The organism is Gammaproteobacteria bacterium (genome assembly GCA_029882975.1).
Classification (GTDB): domain Bacteria; phylum Pseudomonadota; class Gammaproteobacteria; order SZUA-152; family SZUA-152; genus JAJDNG01.
The window spans coordinates 59,828-77,464 of the sequence record JAOUJW010000001.1 but is presented as its reverse complement, the minus strand read 5'-3'; the positions used below and the strand labels follow the sequence as shown (position 1 = coordinate 77,464).

At 47.4% G+C, this 17,637-nt stretch carries 14 protein-coding genes; 13 read left to right on the top strand and 1 reads right to left on the bottom strand.

The genetic code is table 11. The features are described from left to right. The first annotated feature begins 6 nt into the window (after nt 1–6). The 13 genes from rsfS to OEY58_00295 all read left to right on the top strand — a co-directional run bounded on the left by rsfS (nt 7) and on the right by OEY58_00295 (nt 17,121). Nucleotides 7–354, top strand: coding sequence for a ribosome silencing factor (gene rsfS, locus OEY58_00355; GenBank protein ID MDH5323891.1), 348 nt, complete (start codon nt 7–9; stop codon nt 352–354). A 3-nt stretch (nt 355–357) separates the two neighbouring features. Beyond that, on the top strand, nt 358–825 hold the full coding sequence (gene rlmH, locus OEY58_00350; protein ID MDH5323890.1) for a 23S rRNA (pseudouridine(1915)-N(3))-methyltransferase RlmH: 468 nt from the start codon (nt 358–360) through the stop codon (nt 823–825). A gap of 12 nt (nt 826–837) precedes the next feature. Beyond that, entirely contained in the window at nt 838–1,509 is a 672-nt protein-coding gene (locus OEY58_00345) for a Maf family nucleotide pyrophosphatase (protein ID MDH5323889.1), read from the top strand. A gap of 9 nt (nt 1,510–1,518) precedes the next feature. Next, nucleotides 1,519–2,988 carry a ribonuclease G gene (rng, locus tag OEY58_00340; GenBank protein ID MDH5323888.1) on the top strand — a complete coding sequence of 490 codons (1,470 nt, stop codon included), beginning with the start codon at nt 1,519–1,521 and terminating at the stop codon, nt 2,986–2,988. Between the two features lie 76 nt (nt 2,989–3,064). Next, nucleotides 3,065–7,078, top strand: a complete 4,014-nt coding sequence (locus OEY58_00335; GenBank protein MDH5323887.1) for a YhdP family protein — start codon at nt 3,065–3,067, stop codon at nt 7,076–7,078. Nucleotides 7,079–7,182: 104 nt separating this feature from the next. After that, on the top strand, nt 7,183–8,028 hold the full coding sequence (locus OEY58_00330) for a carbon-nitrogen hydrolase family protein (protein MDH5323886.1): 846 nt from the start codon (nt 7,183–7,185) through the stop codon (nt 8,026–8,028). 201 nt (nt 8,029–8,229) lie between these two features. Then, the gene (locus OEY58_00325) at nt 8,230–9,144 is read left to right on the top strand and encodes a methylenetetrahydrofolate reductase (GenBank protein MDH5323885.1); all 915 of its coding nucleotides are present in this window, start codon (nt 8,230–8,232) and stop codon (nt 9,142–9,144) included. 726 nt (nt 9,145–9,870) lie between these two features. Continuing rightward, nucleotides 9,871–11,046: a hypothetical protein gene (locus OEY58_00320; protein ID MDH5323884.1), complete on the top strand. Its 1,176-nt coding sequence runs from the start codon at nt 9,871–9,873 to the stop codon at nt 11,044–11,046. A 112-nt stretch (nt 11,047–11,158) separates the two neighbouring features. Beyond that, entirely contained in the window at nt 11,159–13,369 is a 2,211-nt protein-coding gene (locus tag OEY58_00315) for a LamG domain-containing protein (protein MDH5323883.1), read from the top strand. A gap of 40 nt (nt 13,370–13,409) precedes the next feature. Beyond that, nucleotides 13,410–14,915 (top strand): twin-arginine translocation signal domain-containing protein, encoded by a 1,506-nt coding sequence (locus OEY58_00310; protein ID MDH5323882.1) that lies wholly within the window; start codon nt 13,410–13,412, stop codon nt 14,913–14,915. Between the two features lie 130 nt (nt 14,916–15,045). After that, the gene (locus OEY58_00305) at nt 15,046–15,576 is read left to right on the top strand and encodes a hypothetical protein (GenBank protein MDH5323881.1); all 531 of its coding nucleotides are present in this window, start codon (nt 15,046–15,048) and stop codon (nt 15,574–15,576) included. 48 nt (nt 15,577–15,624) lie between these two features. Then, a complete protein-coding gene (locus OEY58_00300; protein MDH5323880.1) occupies nt 15,625–16,059 on the top strand; it encodes a hypothetical protein in 435 nt (144 codons plus the stop codon). Nucleotides 16,060–16,113: 54 nt separating this feature from the next. Beyond that, a complete protein-coding gene (locus tag OEY58_00295; GenBank protein MDH5323879.1) occupies nt 16,114–17,121 on the top strand; it encodes a hypothetical protein in 1,008 nt (335 codons plus the stop codon). On the opposite strand, the gene OEY58_00290 is transcribed toward OEY58_00295, so the two are convergent. Continuing rightward, a complete protein-coding gene (locus tag OEY58_00290) occupies nt 17,093–17,620 on the bottom strand; it encodes a DUF615 domain-containing protein (protein MDH5323878.1) in 528 nt (175 codons plus the stop codon). The two genes, OEY58_00295 and OEY58_00290, sit on opposite strands and share 29 nt — an antisense overlap. Nucleotides 17,621–17,637 lie beyond the last annotated feature (17 nt).

Here is a 17,637-nt window from a genome sequence, read left to right as displayed (position 1 = left end):
ATTTTAATGAATGCAGATCGTTTAGTGGAGCTTGTAGTTGAGGCCTTGGAAGACGTTAAGGCTCAGGATATACACGTCCTGGATGTGCGCGATAAAACCAGTGTGACCGATATCATGGTGATCGCCAGCGGCACTTCCGCTCGACAGGTGAAAGCGCTGTCCGAGCGCGTTATTGAGAATGCCAAAGCTCATGGCATCAAGCCGGTAGGTGTGGAAGGGGAAAGCACTGCTGAATGGGTATTGGTGGATCTGGTGGATGTTGTGGTGCATATCATGCAGCCTTCCATTCGAGATTTTTATCAATTGGAAAAATTGTGGTCTACGGAAACCGTTAAAAGCTCCGGTCAAGCCTGATCCATGCGCATACATCTGGTATCCGTGGGACAAAAGCTGGACCGATGGGTTAATGATGCTTACCAAGAATATGCCAAACGGCTACCATCGGAATGTGCGTTAAATCTCATAGAAATTCCTGCCGGTAAGCGTGGTAAAAACACGGATATTCAACGCGTGGTTGCGCAGGAAGGGCGCAAGGCCCTGGCTGCTGTGCCACAAAACAGTTTTCTCATTGCATTGGAAGTGTTGGGCAAGTCTTGGGATACACCGGCTTTAGCCCGGGAGCTGGACCAGTGGCGTGCCGGAGGTCAGGATGTGGCCCTGTTGATCGGTGGGCCGGAAGGTTTATCGGAGGAATGTAAGCTTGCTGCAAAAAAACACTGGTCGTTGTCGCCGCTGACCCTGCCCCATCCGTTGGTACGGGTTATTGTGGCGGAACAACTATACCGAGCCTGGAGTATACTGTCTAACCACCCCTATCATCGCTAAGTAAAGGGCTGAGTGAAAACACAACTGTATCTTGCATCCCAATCACCCCGACGAGCTGAACTGTTGCAGCAACTGGGGATGGTTTATGAAATACGGGTGGCGGCGATCAATGAGCAATGGTGTTCGGGTGAGAGTCCCCAGGCTTATGTTCAGCGCCTTGCGCTGGAAAAAGCCATTAAAGTGTATGAATCCGGCCTTGCCGGTAGCGGCATTCCCGTTCTGGGAGCTGATACCTGTATCGTTTTGGATGGCGAAGTGATTGGAAAGCCGGAGGGTAAAGCGCATGGGTTGCAAATATTGCAACGCCTATCGGGGCGTAAGCACGAGGTATTAACTGCGGTTGCTGTTGTGTGTGATTGCCCGTCTCACTTAATCGCTCCATCTGCGCGCTCGCAGCAGGCACTGCAACTACAATGGCGTAGCTGTGGTCAAAGAGTGGAGGCACAGGCGCTCAATGAAAGCCGTGTGGAATTTCGTCCCATCAGTGATCAAGAGATTACAGCCTATTGGGATTCGGGGGAGCCGGCAGATAAAGCCGGTGCCTATGCGATTCAAGGTCGGGGGGCATTGTTTATTCGATGTATTCAAGGCAGTTATTCTGGCATTATGGGGTTACCTTTATATGAGACCGGTGAACTCTTGCGCCTGTTAGGTGTTGAATTGTTGATCAGTGGTAAGGCATGAGGATTGTCCATGAGTGAAGAGGTTCTGTTAAATGTAACGCCACGGGAAACGCGCATTGCGATGGTGGAAAACGGTGTCCTGACGGAGGTCTTTATAGAACGAGCCAGCCGCCTGGGTCTGGTGGGCAATATATACAAAGGCAAAATATCAAGAGTGTTGCCGGGAATGCAGGCGGCATTTGTGGATATTGGATTGGAGCGAACGGCATTTTTACACGCATCCGATATCCATGTTCCTAACAACGGAACAGAGGAAGGACGCCACACCGAAGATATTTCCAAGTTGGTGCATCAGGGGCAATCTCTGTTGGTCCAAGTGATTAAGGATCCCATTGGCAGCAAAGGAGCACGCTTATGCACGCAACTGTCCATTGCTGCGCGTTATTTGGTGCTTATGCCTGCCTTGCAGCACATTGGGGTTTCGCAAAAAATTGAGGATGAGGACGATCGCAATCGACTCAAACGATTGACGTCAGAGTTGGCGCTGGAGTTTGGCCAAGACGGCTACATTATTCGTACCGTTGCGGAAAATGCCACGGAAAAAGAATTAAAAGCCGATATGCAATTCCTGCAAAAATTGTGGAACGACATTCAGGAAAAATCTAAAACCCAAGCGGATGGCACTCTGGTTCATGAGGACCTACGCTTGATTATGCGTACCATGCGTGATCAGGTGGGCAGTGGCGAAGGGGTGGAGAAAATTCGCATCGATTCCAAGGAAAATTATGAAAAAATAGTTAAGTTCGCCAATAAGTTCATTCCGGAGGTGGTTTCACGGATTGAATACTATCCAGGCAAACGTCCTATTTTTGATCTTTATGGAGTGGAAGACGAAATCCAAAAGGCGTTGGAACGCAAAGTGGAATTAAAGTCCGGTGGCTATTTAATTATTGATCAAACGGAAGCGATGACCACTATTGATGTGAACACAGGTGCATTTGTGGGACATCGAAATCTGGAAGAAACCATTTTCAAAACCAACCTGGAAGCGACGCAGGCCATTGTGCATCAACTGCGCTTGCGTAACTTGGGTGGAATTATAATTATAGACTTCATTGACATGAGTGACCCGGAGCATCGCTCCCAGGTATTGTCGGCTTTAGAGAGGAGCCTGGAACAGGATAAATCCAAGAGCTATATCAGCGAGGTGTCGGATCTGGGTTTGGTTGAAATGACCCGAAAGCGAACCCGCGAAAGTTTGGAACACGTGATGTGTGAGGTTTGTCCCACTTGTGCCGGTCGAGGTTCGATAAAATCAGCCGAGACTGTATGTTATGAGATTTTCAGAGAGTTAATACGCGAAGCTCGCCAATATGACGCGCAACAGTTTTTGGTAATTGCCTCGCAGGAAGTAGTGGACTTGATGGTGGATGAAGAATCCAATACGGTAGCTGAGTTGGAAGAGTTTATCGACAAGCCAATAAAGTTCCAGGTGGAAACCATGTACAACCAGGAACAGTATGATGTGGTTCTTATGTAATGATGTATTTACACAGCACAAACACGCTGAATCGGCTCGATAGTCGACAGCGGACGGTGGTGACTCGCTGATAACTATGCGCGCTGCTCGTGTTTTTTCTTTTCTTTGGGCCAGTATCTGGTATTTACTCGCCGGGCTAATTCTTATTGTGGCGGTCAGCTTCAGTCTTGCGCGGCTGTTTCTGCCTATGTTGACAGATTCCGTACACAAAGTGGAACAACTGGCCGGCGATGTGATTGGATATCCCATTAAGGTGGCTTCCCTTGATGCTGAGTGGCATGGATTTGGGCCATCCTTGGTCCTCAAGCAAGTGCAATTGCTGGATAAAAAAACGAAGAAACCCTTGTTACGATTTGAAAAGGCCCGTCTGGGTTTTGGTTTGGTAGAAACCATTGCCGCAAGGCAACTGAGTTTTAACCATTTTGGTGTAGAAGGCTCAGACTTGACCCTGATTCGGGAGAAAGACGGCAAACTGTCCATCCCCGGATTTAATCCCACAGTGGCTGCCGGCAGCCCCGAGCCTAAGGACAGCCCTGAGCCTAAGGACAGCCCTGAGCCTAAGGACAGCCCTGAGTCTAAGGACAGCCCTGAGCCTAAGGACAGCCCTGAGTCTAAGGACAGCCCTGAGTCTAAGGACAGCCCGGTAACCAAAGACAGCTCCGCGCCACAGCAACCGAATAGTGACTCAAGCCTTATGGACTGGATACTGGCGCAGGGTCGAATAGGGTTTACTTTCAAGAATCTCAAATACATTGATAAAACTGCAAAACCCAAAGTTCACAAATTCAAAAATGCTGCGTTTGAACTTAAAAACAGCTTCAATCACCATTTGATCAGCGTTGAATTCGGTATGGCTCATGATGTAGACCAACGGCTACGCATATCCGTACAGACTGAAGACGTGTTGGCCCGGGAGCCCTGGTCCGGGCGAGTGTATGTTAATGGCGCCGGTGTCAATATGTTGGACCTGCTCAACACCCTGAATGTATTACCTTATCGCATCACTATGGGCGATTCCCGTTTTGAATTTTGGTCCAACTGGGAACAGGCCACTTTGGTGGCAATGGAGGGTAATTTTTCCTTTCGCGACCTGGTGCTGCATCGCACCCCTGCCGCATCGCAGCGTTTGAATTATGAGCATTTGGAAGGTCGGGTCAGTTGGGAGAAGGACGATAAAAGTTGGCGTCTGGGATTGGATCGCTTTGTTATCAGCAATAACGACAGCCGTTGGCCTCAGACACGTGTCATGGTTAATGCTCGTCTCGAAAATGACCCCGGACCTGAATACACCATACGGGGATCTTTTTTACGGCTGGAGGATTTGTTGCCGGCGGTCCGTTTTCTGGATCTACAGCAGCCCTTGCTGGAAAATTTGCAGGAATCCAGTTTGCGCGGTGACGTATACGAATACAGTCTGTCTTTGGAGCCGGTACAAGCACGCTACCGGTTTATTGCTGAAATAGAAAATGCCAGCGCCATACCCAATGGAAAGTTACCGGGTTTCAGTAATATTAGCGGTGCGGTAGAGCTAAACCAGAGCAAGGGATATGTGAAGTTGAGTAGTGCCGACGGTGAAATATTTTTCCCTAAGATTTTCCGAAAACCCTGGCCTATGGATCGTTTGACGGGGGAAGTCAGTTGGCAAAGCGAAGCGCAGGCGTTTTACCTGACCGGACGTAATTTAAGTATTACCAACGACGATTTGGGTTCTCAGGGTTTGTTTGATCTGGAAATACCCGCTGACGGGTCGTCGCCTTTTCTTAATCTGCTGTTTCAATTCGACGATGGCGACATCAGTCAGACTCATAAGTATCTACCCATAACGATCATGCCTCATGGTTTGGTTTCCTGGTTGGATAACGCATTGTTGGATGGACTTGTTAGCAAGGGTGGTGTGGTGTTTCATGGTCGTTTAGGGGACTTTCCTTTTAGCCGCGGGAACGGGACTTTTGAGGTTTCCTTCAGCACTCAGGATGCTGTGTTTAACTATGCTGAAAACTGGCCGGTTATCCAAAGTGCCTATGCCGATGTAGTGTTTCGAGGTCAACAATTGGATATTACTTTGAACTCGGGTCGTTTATTTTCATCAGAAATACGCAATACGCAAATAAAGTTGCCTAATTTGGGTGGCAAAACCATGCGGTTAAGTATCAAAGGGGATATCAGCGGGCCGACAGCAGATAAATTTAAGTACATGGTAACCAGCCCGCCCTTGAGCCGTAAGTTTGGCGCCTTTTTAAGTGATTTGGATGCAGTTGGTAACAGTGATTTGAATCTGGACATCAATCTACTATTGGGGGAGGAAATCACGTCCAAAGTCAGTGGTCGAATCCAATTTGTAGACAACACCATTTCCAGCGGAAAAATGGGTGAGATATTTACTCAAGCCAATGGCGTTATGCATATTGTTTCGGGTGGTTTGGAGGCGAAGGACATTAAAACCCAACTATTCGGGCAACCCACTAGTATCAATATAAACACCATTGACTATAAGAAGCAGCCAAAAGGTGCTGTGGAAGTTCAGGCTACAGGACGGTTTGATGCCAAGGATTTGAGTGCAAGGTATTTGCCGGTATTAAATGACCTGGTGGACGGAGGTTCTGACTGGACAGTGACAACCACCGTACCCACCGGAAGTATTGCCGGAGTCAGTGATCCGGTTGCGGTGACGGTTCGGTCGCGCTTGGAAGGAATTGAAGTCAAGCTTCCCAAGCCATTTAACAAAATGGTGGAAGAACCTTTGGATTTTCGGATTCAAGGCAATATTTTTCCGGGCAATAGATTCGAGCTGAAAACCAAATACGGGAGTCGCTTCGATGGAATATTTGAAGTGGCCCAAGAAAACAATAAGAACAACATACGTGGTGAGTTGCGGTTTGGTGGAGGACACGTGGTATTGCCCGGGGGATCCGGGTTTCGTCTAATGGGGCATTTGGAAAATTTTTCGGTGGATGTATGGCGATCCCTTGTAAATCAAATCCAAACGGGTAGCGCTGCGACCTCACCTGCGGTACCTACATGGGATGTGGTTGATGTTATTCACTCTGCCGACTTGGAAGTTGATCAGTTTGAGCTTTTTGGTCAAAAAACAGAGAAACTGAAGTTATTACTGGTCAAAAGTGAGTCTAAGCTGACCGCAAAGATCGAATCCAGCGATTTGAACGGTGAAATAAAAATACCACGCAATCTACAGCGCAATGCCATCGAGATGGAATTGGAAAACTGGCGTTTGACTTCTTCCGAAGGCGCTTCCTCTGCCATCGATCCACGCGATCTGCCTGCGATCAAGGCGTTCGCAAAATCGGTTATGTATGAAAACCGGAATTTTGGCAGTGTACGTCTGGAAACCACCAAACTGGCGGAAGGTCTGCGCGTTGAACAATTATTGGTAAAACCCAAGGCCACTAATATATCCGCGTTTGGTAAATGGATCGTTCAAGGGGGTAAGCAAACCAGTCAGTTTGAGCTGTATCTGGACAGTAGCGATCTTGGGGCCACCATGAATGATTTAGGGTATATCAACAGTATTGCTGAGGGTGCAGGTAAATTGGTGGCCAATATCACTTGGGACGGTCCTTTGCCTCAAGCGGATCTTAACCACTTGAATGGCGCCGTATCGTTCAATTTCAATGAAGGGAGATTGTTGGAGATTGACCCGGGAGCCGGGCGTCTGTTTGGGTTGTTCAGTCTGCAAAACCTGCCCCGGCGCTTATTGTTGGATTTTTCCGATTTGTTTGAAGATGGCGTCAGGTTCAATACTATTAGCGGCGATTTCCGTATAGATAGCGGAGATGCTTACACCACCAACTTTGCTATGGACGGTCCCGGGGCCAAAGTGCAGATTGCCGGGAGAATCGGTTTGGCCAGTCAGGATTATGACCAACTGTTAACCTTTATGCCGCAATCAGCCGATATAGCCTCCATTATCGGTCTGGTCGTGGCGACCCCGTGGGCAGTTATATTGCCGCAGATTTTCAAAGAGGACATTAATAAAGCCCTGAGTGTACAATATACATTGTCCGGAGACTGGAAAAGTCCCAAACTGGAACCGGTACGTGTCGTGGAGGTTGCGGAAGAAGAAGCGCCTTGATGCAAAGGGGATCTTGGTCAAAATGATCATTGGCAGGTTGTCTGCATGGTAAAATTGCTATGATGCAATTCCGACTTTTTTAACATCAGTATGAGTGATGCACAGTGAGTAAAGAGCAAAAAAAACAACATCCTAAAGTGGCTGCGGTGCAAATGGCATCCGGCCCCAATGTGAATGCCAACTTGATCGAGGCAGGTCGTTGGATTGGCCGGGCGGCACAAGACGGCGCTCAAATGGTGGTCCTGCCCGAAAATTTCGCCATTATGGGAATGAAGGAAAGCGACAAAGTAGGCGTACGGGAATCGGAGGCGGGTGGTCCTATACAGGAATTTTTAGCGGAACAAGCGGAAAAAAACCGTATTTGGTTAGTGGGAGGCACTACCCCCATGGTTGCCAAAAGCGATAATAAAATCAAGGCCGCTTGCCTTATATACAACAGCGAAGGTGAATTGGTGGCACGTTATGACAAAACGCACTTGTTTGATGTGCGGATTGAATCGACAGAAGAAAACTATGCGGAGTCGGAAACCATTGAAGCTGGAGAGGAGGTGGTTGTCATCGACACTCCTTTTGGTCGCCTGGGGGTGGCAATTTGTTACGATTTGCGTTTTCCGGAGCTGTTTCGCAATATGTTGGATCAGGGAGCGCAGATTATCGCCTTACCTGCCGCTTTTACCGCAACAACCGGTAAAGCTCACTGGGAGATTTTGGTGCGAGCCCGGGCCATAGAAAATCTAAGCTACATCGTGGCAGCTAATCAGGGTGGCTATCATGTCAATGGCCGGGAATCCCACGGTGACAGTATGATTGTCGACCCCTGGGGTAACGTGTTGGATCGCTTGGTCAGTGGTTCGGGCTACGTAATGGCCGAAATTAACCTGGATATACAAGCGAATACCCGGCAGAAATTTCCAGTTGTGCAGCATCGCAGGTTTAGTTGCGTTATATAAGACGGATAGGCGGTCTCGACCTCGTGTCACAACTATCGATTTCTGATTTTGGAACCTTTGCTGATTCCTTTCAAATGTCCGGATTGTGGGGCAAAGGTTAGATTAGATATAGAGATTAAGCTTGTGGTGCGGTGTGAGTCGGGTGCAGTGTCCGGGAAAATTATGTATGATGCGCCCAAATTCATCGATAGGGGCCTATCAGTGCTTGTAGAAAAAATCAGGAATAGGGAAAGCGGAATAGTTGTTTACGGAATTGTTCCTCCCAAGCAAGGAACGGATTCGGATAAAATTGCGCAAATTGCTGATCTGCAAATTCAACGGCTCCAAGGCAAGGGAATTGATGGGCTAATCCTCTATGACATCCAAGATGAGTTATCCCGCACACAGGAAGAACGACCGTTTCCTTTTATGGAAACACTGGATTCCTTCGCGTATAGCCATGAATATCTATCGACATTATCCGTTCCCAAAGTTATTTATCGTGCTGTGGGTAAATATTCGCAAGAAGAGTTGTCGCGATTTTTAAAGAAAATCTCAAAGGATAAAGAGTTAACCGTTTTTGTGGGTGCCGCATCAGCCTCGCAAAAAGTTACTTTGTCCGTTAACGAAGCGTATAAGCTTCGTGCGGATATTGACAATGATATTTGTTTGGGTGGGGTGGTTATTCCGGAGCGACATAAAACCAAGGGGGATGAGCACCTTCGGGTTTTCGGAAAAATGGCCGAAGGCTGTTCTTTTTTTGTTTCTCAAGGGGTATATGACGTTAATGCATCCAAGGATTTTTTATCAGACTATTATTATTACGGTAAAGAAAACAATATTCCCTTAGTGCCCATTATATTCACCTTGACTCCCTGCGGTTCGTTAAAAACATTACAATTCATGAAGTGGTTGGGAATTCATATCCCCAAGTGGCTTGAAAACGATTTGTGTCATTCGGATGATATATTGCAAAAATCCGTGCATCTATCGGCACAAAACTGGAATGAGCTGAAAAGTTTCGCACAAGAAAAAAATATTCCCATCGGATGCAATATAGAAAGCGTCGCAGTGCGAAAAGTGGAAGTGGAGGCATCCATAGAGTTGCTCAATCGGGTGAGTAAAAGTTGGCAGTGATGCCAGGCAAGGAAATCTTAGACTGTTTCGATGCTACGGAACACCGATAGATTCGCGCGGATGGGAATCTGGCACTTTCCCCGGTTCAAGTTCCAAAATAAAGAGGTTTTTTGGCCCCGGTGTTCCGGTGCTAGACGAGCAGCAGATTCGCGGTTTATTTAGAACATACGAAACCGTTCGTTGTAGCAAACACAAAACCTCGGGAAACCCGTTCTGGGGCAAGTCCATCACCTGTATTTATTCCGTAGTTGCTCGAAAAGTTTGAGACAAGCTATTTAATTGCTTTCCTCCAATTCAACCCCTTCGCATCCTTGTTATCTCAATAACGAACTACGTAGGCGTAATCCTACTTTTGTGAAGTTTTGGATTGCGTCAGGTTACCCGTTTTACCCGATTTCATAAAAAAATGTCGCTGTATTACAACTGCACTTTAGACTGTTATTACAGAACAAAATTAAAGTTCACAAAAATCACTAAAAAAGTTTGACTACGTATTGACTCATTTCTAAAAATGGATAGGATTAGGGTCAACACCTAAGTGGTACTTATTTTATACGTACGTATTCTCGAAGGTGTCACGAATCTCATATCAGACGTCAGGTAGCAGGAGAAGTATCGGCTATGACAATTCACTAAGCATCCGCCAAAGACTCGTTGTTTTATCCGTAGGAACGCATTGCAGTAAAACACCGCTGTTTACCGGCATTAACAATTGAAGGACAGTTTATGAAAAACATATTTGTTTTTAGGGACTGCTATTACCTATTGATTTTGGTTTCACTATTGGCTGTAAGCGTCAATGGCATGGCGGGCCCCAGAGATCAAGCGAAAAGAATCCATGACCGACTGGCAGCTGCTCCACCGTCTGAGGCGGTTTTGGCGTCCATGGCAGCCAAGATCGACGCCGGTGACAGTATAGGTGCGGCAATGGAAGCCATGAATAATCCCGGTTTTTACAATATCTTCTTAAAAAACTGGATAACCCCGTGGACCAATATTTCTGAAACCGTTTTCGCGCCTCTAAACGATTATACCGCCACTGCCATTGGCGTTATCAGAGATGATATTTCGTTTCAAGAAATTCTAACGGCCGATGTGGTGTACATCGGAGTCGTTGCCGGTTTGCCATCGTATTCACATACAAACAACGATCACTACCAGTCTCTGGAAGACAGCAATGCGAACCTGGGGAGTCCGGCGGTGTTGCAACGAGTACAGCAATCAACCTTGCCCAATGCACAGTTGAGTTCATCCCAGACGGCGGGAGTGCTGACAACGCGTGCAGCGGGAGAAGCGTTCTTGAGTGCGGGGACCAATCGCAGAATGATTGAGTTTGCTTTCAAAAACCACTTGTGTTCGGAAATGGCGGAACTAAATGATGTCTCCCGACCGCCGGATCGCATCCGCCAGGACGTTAGCCGTAGCCCTGGCGGAGACAGCGCTATATTTTTAAATTCTTGTGTTGGCTGCCACGCAGGTATGGACCCTTTAACCCAGGCGTTCGCCTACTATGAATGGGACGCGGAAGCCGAACGCGTTGTGTTTACCAACAATTCAGTGCAAGACAAGTATCTCATTAATGCAAACACATTTCCCCTGGGGTACGTTACAGCCAATGATCAATGGATTAACTATTGGCGTAAAGGGAAAAACGCGCTTTTAGAGTGGCGTGGCACCAGTGCCAGTGGATTTGGAGTGAAAAGTCTTGGGGAAGAGCTGGTATCCAGCCGTGCCTTTTCAACTTGTCAGGTTAAAAAAGCTTTTAAAGAAATATGTTTTCGCGCTCCGGCAAACCCTATGGAGAGGAACGAAATTAACCGCATCGCAGATGTTTTTGAAAGCTCCAACTACAGTATGAAACGTGTGTTTGCTGAGGTGGCCAGTTATTGCATGGGGAGTTAGTTAGAAGTTGCGAATGCCGCAGTCAAAGGAATGTGCAAGAGCCAAACAGGATGCTGGGCTGACGGATTTGATTCAAATGCATCATAGCTGAATTTATAACAGGAGTATCGTAATGGTTGATTTAGTGCACAGTTCTGGCAAGAACGGATATCCAGCCAGTATTAGAACAAAAAAGGGAATTGAAACCGGAGTGATTACAGGAACTGGTTCCACTCTGCTGCTTGGATTCTTATTAGTGATGTTGTTGGCTCTGCTCTCCGGTTGTGGTGAGGAAGAAAGTGAGGCCGCTGGTGGGGGAAGTGTCAACTCATCGGCTTCCGTGTCCGTTTTCCAATCCACGCTATATCCTGTTCTGGTAAGCCGATGTGGTGATTGTCATGCCAGTAGCGGTCCCAGCGGCACTCCGGATTTTGCTCACGAGGATGTGGCTACTGCGTTTGGCGTTGTGGAATCCAATACAATGGTGAATTTCAGTAATCCAAACAACTCCCGTTTAGTGCAGAAATTGCTTAATGAATTACACCGTTGTGGAGCTACGTGTGATGCATGGGCCCGGGAAATTTCAACAGCCATCAGTAATTGGGGCGCGCAAATCGCAGATAGTGGCGGAGGCAGTGGAGGAGGCAGTGGTGGAGGATTGATTGCCAGTACCTCGTTGAGTCTGTCTGATAGTGAACAGGGAGCGGGTAGCGGTCGTATTGAGGATGCTGTCATTGCAAAATACGAATTTAAAACGGGAGCCGGGCGCACAGTATTTGATACCAGTGGGGTCTCGCCGGCTTTGAACCTTACCCTAAGCGATAACATTAATTGGTTGTCCGGTCAGGGAATAGAGATAACGGATCCTAATGCTGCTGAAGTTACCAAGGCTGTAGGTTCAGCGGCAGACAGTGTCAAGTTATATGATCTCATTGCCGGACCTACCGGGACTCGTCAGTATACCATCGAGGCTTGGGTATTGAATGCCAGTACTGCTTTAACCGGCCCGGCTCGAATTGTCAGCTATTCCAGAGATGCGACCAACAGAAACTTTATGATGGGGCAGCAAAACGACTACTATAGTTTTCGTAATCGAAGCAATTTGACCGGGGCAAACGGTTCCAGTCCGGCATTGGAGACTGACAACAACGCAGGGGATCTGAAGACTGAGTTACAACATTTGGTTTTCACATTTGATCCGAGTAATGGCCGTAATATTTACATTAACGGCGTGAAAGTAGGGTATGACGGTGTTAACTCAGATCCGGCCGTACCTGCGGACATCTCTAATTGGAATAGCAGCTATCAGTTCGTATTGGGTAATGAAGTCCCCGATGGAGTTCGCAGGCAATGGTTGGGAAAAATGTTTTTTGTTGCCATACACAACCGAGCTTTGAGCAGTGCGGAAGTTTTACAAAATACCCAGGCGGGATTTGGACAAACTTATATTCTTCGATTTGATGTCAGCTCTTCATTAGACTCGTCAGGTTTCACAACAAGTGTTGTCAGTATGGAAGTGGCGGAATTGGATGGCTACAGCTACGTGTTTGGTCGACCCACTCTAACCACAAGCATTCCGTCCCCCACTTTTCCACTGAAAAATATCCGGATTGCTGTCAATAACAATGTGCCTGCTGCGGCACAAGCGTTTGCAACGGTAGATACAATCGTGACGAATTCGCCCTTCTTGTTATCGCCTCTGGGGGCAGTGATTCCCAAAGACCTGGGGCCGGAGGTTGATCGATTTAAGCTGGTGTTTGAGGTTTTGGGTGCAAATATGGATGTGATGATTGAACAGGAACCTGTGGCCAGTCCGGACCTAAGCGTAAACCCAAGGTCACCGGACGTAGGGCTTCGCACCTTCGCCCAGATTAATAATACTATGGCCGCGGTTACCGGAGTTGATGTGTCGGTAGCCCAGTCTACTTATGCTGCGTTGCGTGAGCAGCTACCCGGTACTCACGATCTTGGAACCTTTGTGTCGGCCAATCAAGTAGGTATAGCCAAGCTGGCTTTGGAGTATTGCAGCGCCTTAGTGGGCAGCGCCTCGTTGCGGACGGCATTTTTTGGAAACACCTTTGAATTTGGTTCCCCGGTGAGTACGGCATTTAGTAACCAGGTCAAACGAAATATCATTATTTCCAACTTGGTTAACAAAATGGTTGGCACCAATCTCAGCAGTCAGCCGTCATTAGCTGAGCTACAGCCGGATTTGGATCGGTTGATCACGGAGCTTACCGCCGGCTGTAACGTGGCATCTGATTGTGACGCGACAAGAACAAGAGCAGTGGTTATTGGTGCATGTGCGGCTGTGTTAGGTAGTGCCGCTGTTTTGATTCACTAATAAAAAACTTCGGAACCTTTCGATATATGAGGACTGGATTATGGCTAAGAAAATGAAACGAATACAGAAGTTGGACTTTGATTTACCGTTGCAGATTGAAAATCACGGGCGCCCTGTAAGTCGTCGGCAATTTTTGGGGCGAGGACTGATAGCCGGTGGGGCGTGCGCGATAGGGCCGTCATTGCTTGGGCTGTTAGGCCCCAATGCGTACGCAGCGGTGACCGAGGCAGATTGTGGCGTCAGCGTCGGTGCGGCGACAAACGGAAAAATTCCGTTTATTGCCGTGGATTTGTCCGGTGGTGCCAATATTGCCGGATCCAACGTTTTGGTGGGTGGTGCATCCGGGCAGACTCAGTTTTTGTCTGCTGCCGGTTATAGCAAGTTGGGATTGCCGGCTAATCGATTACCAAGTTTGGCGGGACAAACCGACACCTTGGATGCCGGCGGCCAAGGTTTGTTGTGGCATGCCGACAGTGCCATGTTGCGGGGGATTAGGGACGTGGCAAGTCAGGCGACTCTGAACAATGTTAACGGTGCAATCCTCTGTGCTCGTTCAGCCAACGATACAGGAGACAATCCCCACAATCCTATGTACGGGATTTACAAAGCAGGCGCGGATGGGGATGTTGTCACTTTGATTGGGTCTCGAAGCTCAGAGTCCGGCGGACGTTCCAGGGCCCCCGATTCCATGATTGACCTCAGTGTGAGACCCACCAAGATTTCCAGCGGTGACGACGCCAGGGGTTTGGTGGATACGGGAAAACTGGCACAAGTCCTTCCCAATGGCAACGATGCGCGCAATGTCATGTTGGCTATGGAAAGAATCAGTGAGAAAAAGCTCAGCAAATTGCAGGAAGATACAGTTCTTGAACGGCTGGTGGAATGTGGTTATTTTGAAAGCACGATTACCGCGTCAGGGGATGCCGGCAGGACCGATATCGACGCAGATCCGCTGTTGAATTCAGTGTTTTCCAACAGAGGTTTGGATATAGACGATTTTGAGAAAACGGCAGCGGTCTCTAAGCTGGTGGTAAACGGACTGGCCGGTGCGGGTACGGTTCAGTTCGGAGGGTATGATTATCACGATAGTACCAGGACAACCGGCGACGCCAGGGATCGTAGAGCCGGCAGGGAGATTGGTGTGATATTGGAATATGCCGGCCTTTTGGGTCGACCGGTGATGGTATATGTGTTTAGCGACGGTTCGGTTGCCAGCGATGGTACGGTTGATAGTACCGGTAAAGGTATTTGGAAAGGGGATAATTCGTCCACTTCTGCTTCGTTGATGCTGGTCTATAACCCAAATGGAATCCCTCAGATAGTCAATAACAATCAGCAAATCGGTTATTTCCGGGATTCCGGCTCCATAGAGACTGCAGCTACGGTTATCAGCAACAATGTTGATCAACTGGCGGAAGCGGTGGTGCTTAACTATATGGCTCTACACGGAGAAGCCGGGCGATTTGCTTTTGTGCTGCCGAATCATGGTTTGGGTTCCACGGCGTCGGATTTGGACGCTTTGATAGCATTCGCACCCATTGTATAGCAAAGAAAGATAGATAGATGGTATTGGGAGGATTCAGTGTACGGAGTGTAGGGAGGTTAAGGAATATGGAGCGTTCAAGTCACATGGATGTGGTTACCCACAAGTTTCACAAAAATAAGAGGTAAGTCATATGAACGATCATGTAGAAAGTTTTCATTTCAGGAGATGTGCTAATGGAGAAATTGACAGACTATTGCAAAAAATAGGTGGGCATGGGGTGGTCTATCATGAAACCAATGGTTGGGTCACGTTTTTACCCTTAGGTGAGTCCAGCTCTTTGGTGGCGGCGGTGTCTGCCAATTGTAAGGGAGTGGTGTTGCACTACCTCTACGATGAAGATAACGCCTGGATGGTGAACTTATTCTCCAATGGTAAACTGAAAAGCAGCTATGTGAGTGTATGGTCTCCGGAATATTATGTAAAAGATGATTTGTTGGATATTACAGCATTCTATCCATATTTGATGACGCAGGAAGCTCAAACCGAGTTTCGGATGATTTTTACATTGGATGAATTTGAAGATATTTTTGAAGTTAACCCGGCCTTTCGATTCGCGCAATTGCTGGGAATAGAACACTATCAATGGTTGCCGTTACAGCGGTACAAGGAGAAGGCTATTACGGGAATGAATCGTGTACAGCAAGGATTTCGATTGGCGTAGGCAAGAGCGAAGGTTATGGTGCAAGTATAGGTGAGTGGGGGTGATGTTGTGGAAAATAAATTCTTAAATGATGCTGAGGATTCCAAGTTAAAACCGGCGACGGTCCGGGTGGTGGCTGCTGTTTCCGAAAAGACTGAAAAAATTATCGATACAGTAACTTATGGTATTGAAGATGTTGTGACATTAATGCGCGGGTTGCCGGGCACTAATCCGTATACGACAGCATCCGTCGTAAAGAAAACTTTAGAGTCGGCAAATATCAGCGTATCGAATGTGGTTCAAGAGGGTGAGCGAAAAGTAACAGTTGTGAAGCAGAAAATTTTGGAGTTGGAAAAAGAGATGCGGGGTTTGGAATTGCAAGCGGCGCAAAGGCGTGGCGAGCTCATGAAAGTGTCTTTCGAGCTCGAAGAGATGTACAGCGTGGTAGAGTTACTTAGAAAGGTTCAAAAAGTTCATCAATTCAAAGAGCAAAGAGGGCTTTAATCCATGGTCTGTAACAGCTGCTGTGAAGTAACTGTAGGTTTATAGGGGGTACTTATGGTAACACCTGACAGAATGCCGATTTTGTATCTTAAGGGGCTTTACAATCTGCAAACAGCCGAGATCTTTCACTTTCCGCTGCAAAATGCGGCGGCGAACGATCCGGTGATATATGTAAATATGGATCACTACGGATTTGATTCCGTGGAAAAAGCGTATATTGCAGCAATTTCAGCGACAAGACTTGTGGGAAAATATGCGCTTATTGTTTTATTGTTGGCGCTTGGAGTGGCATTCGGTAAGGGGTACATGCCAATTCCTTGGGAGTATGGAATAAAGCCTTTTGCAGTTCTGCTACAAACTATCAATGGAAAAGCAGGCAATGACGAAGGGGGTGACTCACAAAAGCTGCAATCAGATTTTACGCATACAAGCCGAACCCGTGTGGTTTCCGAATTCGAACAAATTGCCTATAGGGCAATTCGGCTGAACCATTGGCTGGTAAGTGATATGAGCGAGTTTACGGAATTATGGACTAATTCAGACGACCAAACCAGAGCAGCTGTGCGTCAGTCCGTTTGGTATCAGTATTTGGAATTTAAGCTTAAGCGGGAGGTGGCTGTTTTGCTCGGAGCAGGGAAAACATCAGATCCCTTGGTTATTTTTGCAAGAACTCTGGGAGTGGTCGGCGCCTATTCCAATCAAGTCTCTGTAGCGGAGTTGCAAGCAAGTCTGGAGCAACTAACACGGGCATACGAACGGGGAAAAATGATTTTAGTTGATGCATTATTCGCCGATCATGTAATTTCAAACTCAGGTGTCAGCAAAGACAAAGTGCGACAGGAGTTTTTAGAGCTGTTTTCCACAAGTCGCAGTAGAAAGCTGGAGTTGAGCAATGTTCGCTGGGAGATATTCGAAACGCATGCCAAGATCAGCGGGAATTTGAAGTTATCCATTTCGGGGCATAATAATCGGCCCCGATTGGAAGCTGGGAAGTTTCAAATGGTCTTGAAAAAGTTTGATAATCGATTGTTGCTTACTCACTATTATCGTCTGCTTGACTGATAATATCCCGTAAGTATTTAAATAGTGCTCGGAACGATTTGGGTGGTTTGTTTTCCTTATGCTCTTTGTGAGCGCTACGAAGCAGCTGACGCACCCGTTGACGGTCGGTTTCCGGGTGTTCTTCAATGAGTTGCTCCAGTGCGTGGTCCCCTTCGGCCAATAATCGGTCGCGCCAGCGCTCGATTGCGTGTAATTGGGCGTGGGCTTGTTTAGAATGGCCTTTGAGTGTTTCCAGTTTTTCCTGTATCGGGCCGGGGTCCAAATCACGCATGAGTCGACCGATGTATTGCAATTGGCGTTTGATGGCGCCGCGTTGGTGTATGGTTTTAGCCAAATGTATGGCGTCGACCAGGGCATCGGGTAAGTCGAATTGATTGAGCTGATCATTATTGAGCTTAATCAATTCTTCGCCCAGACTCTGACGCCGGTGCATTTCCCGCTTTAATTCGGATTTACTGACGTATTCCAATTCATCTTCTTCATCGTCATGTCGTGACACAATAGACCTCATAGACC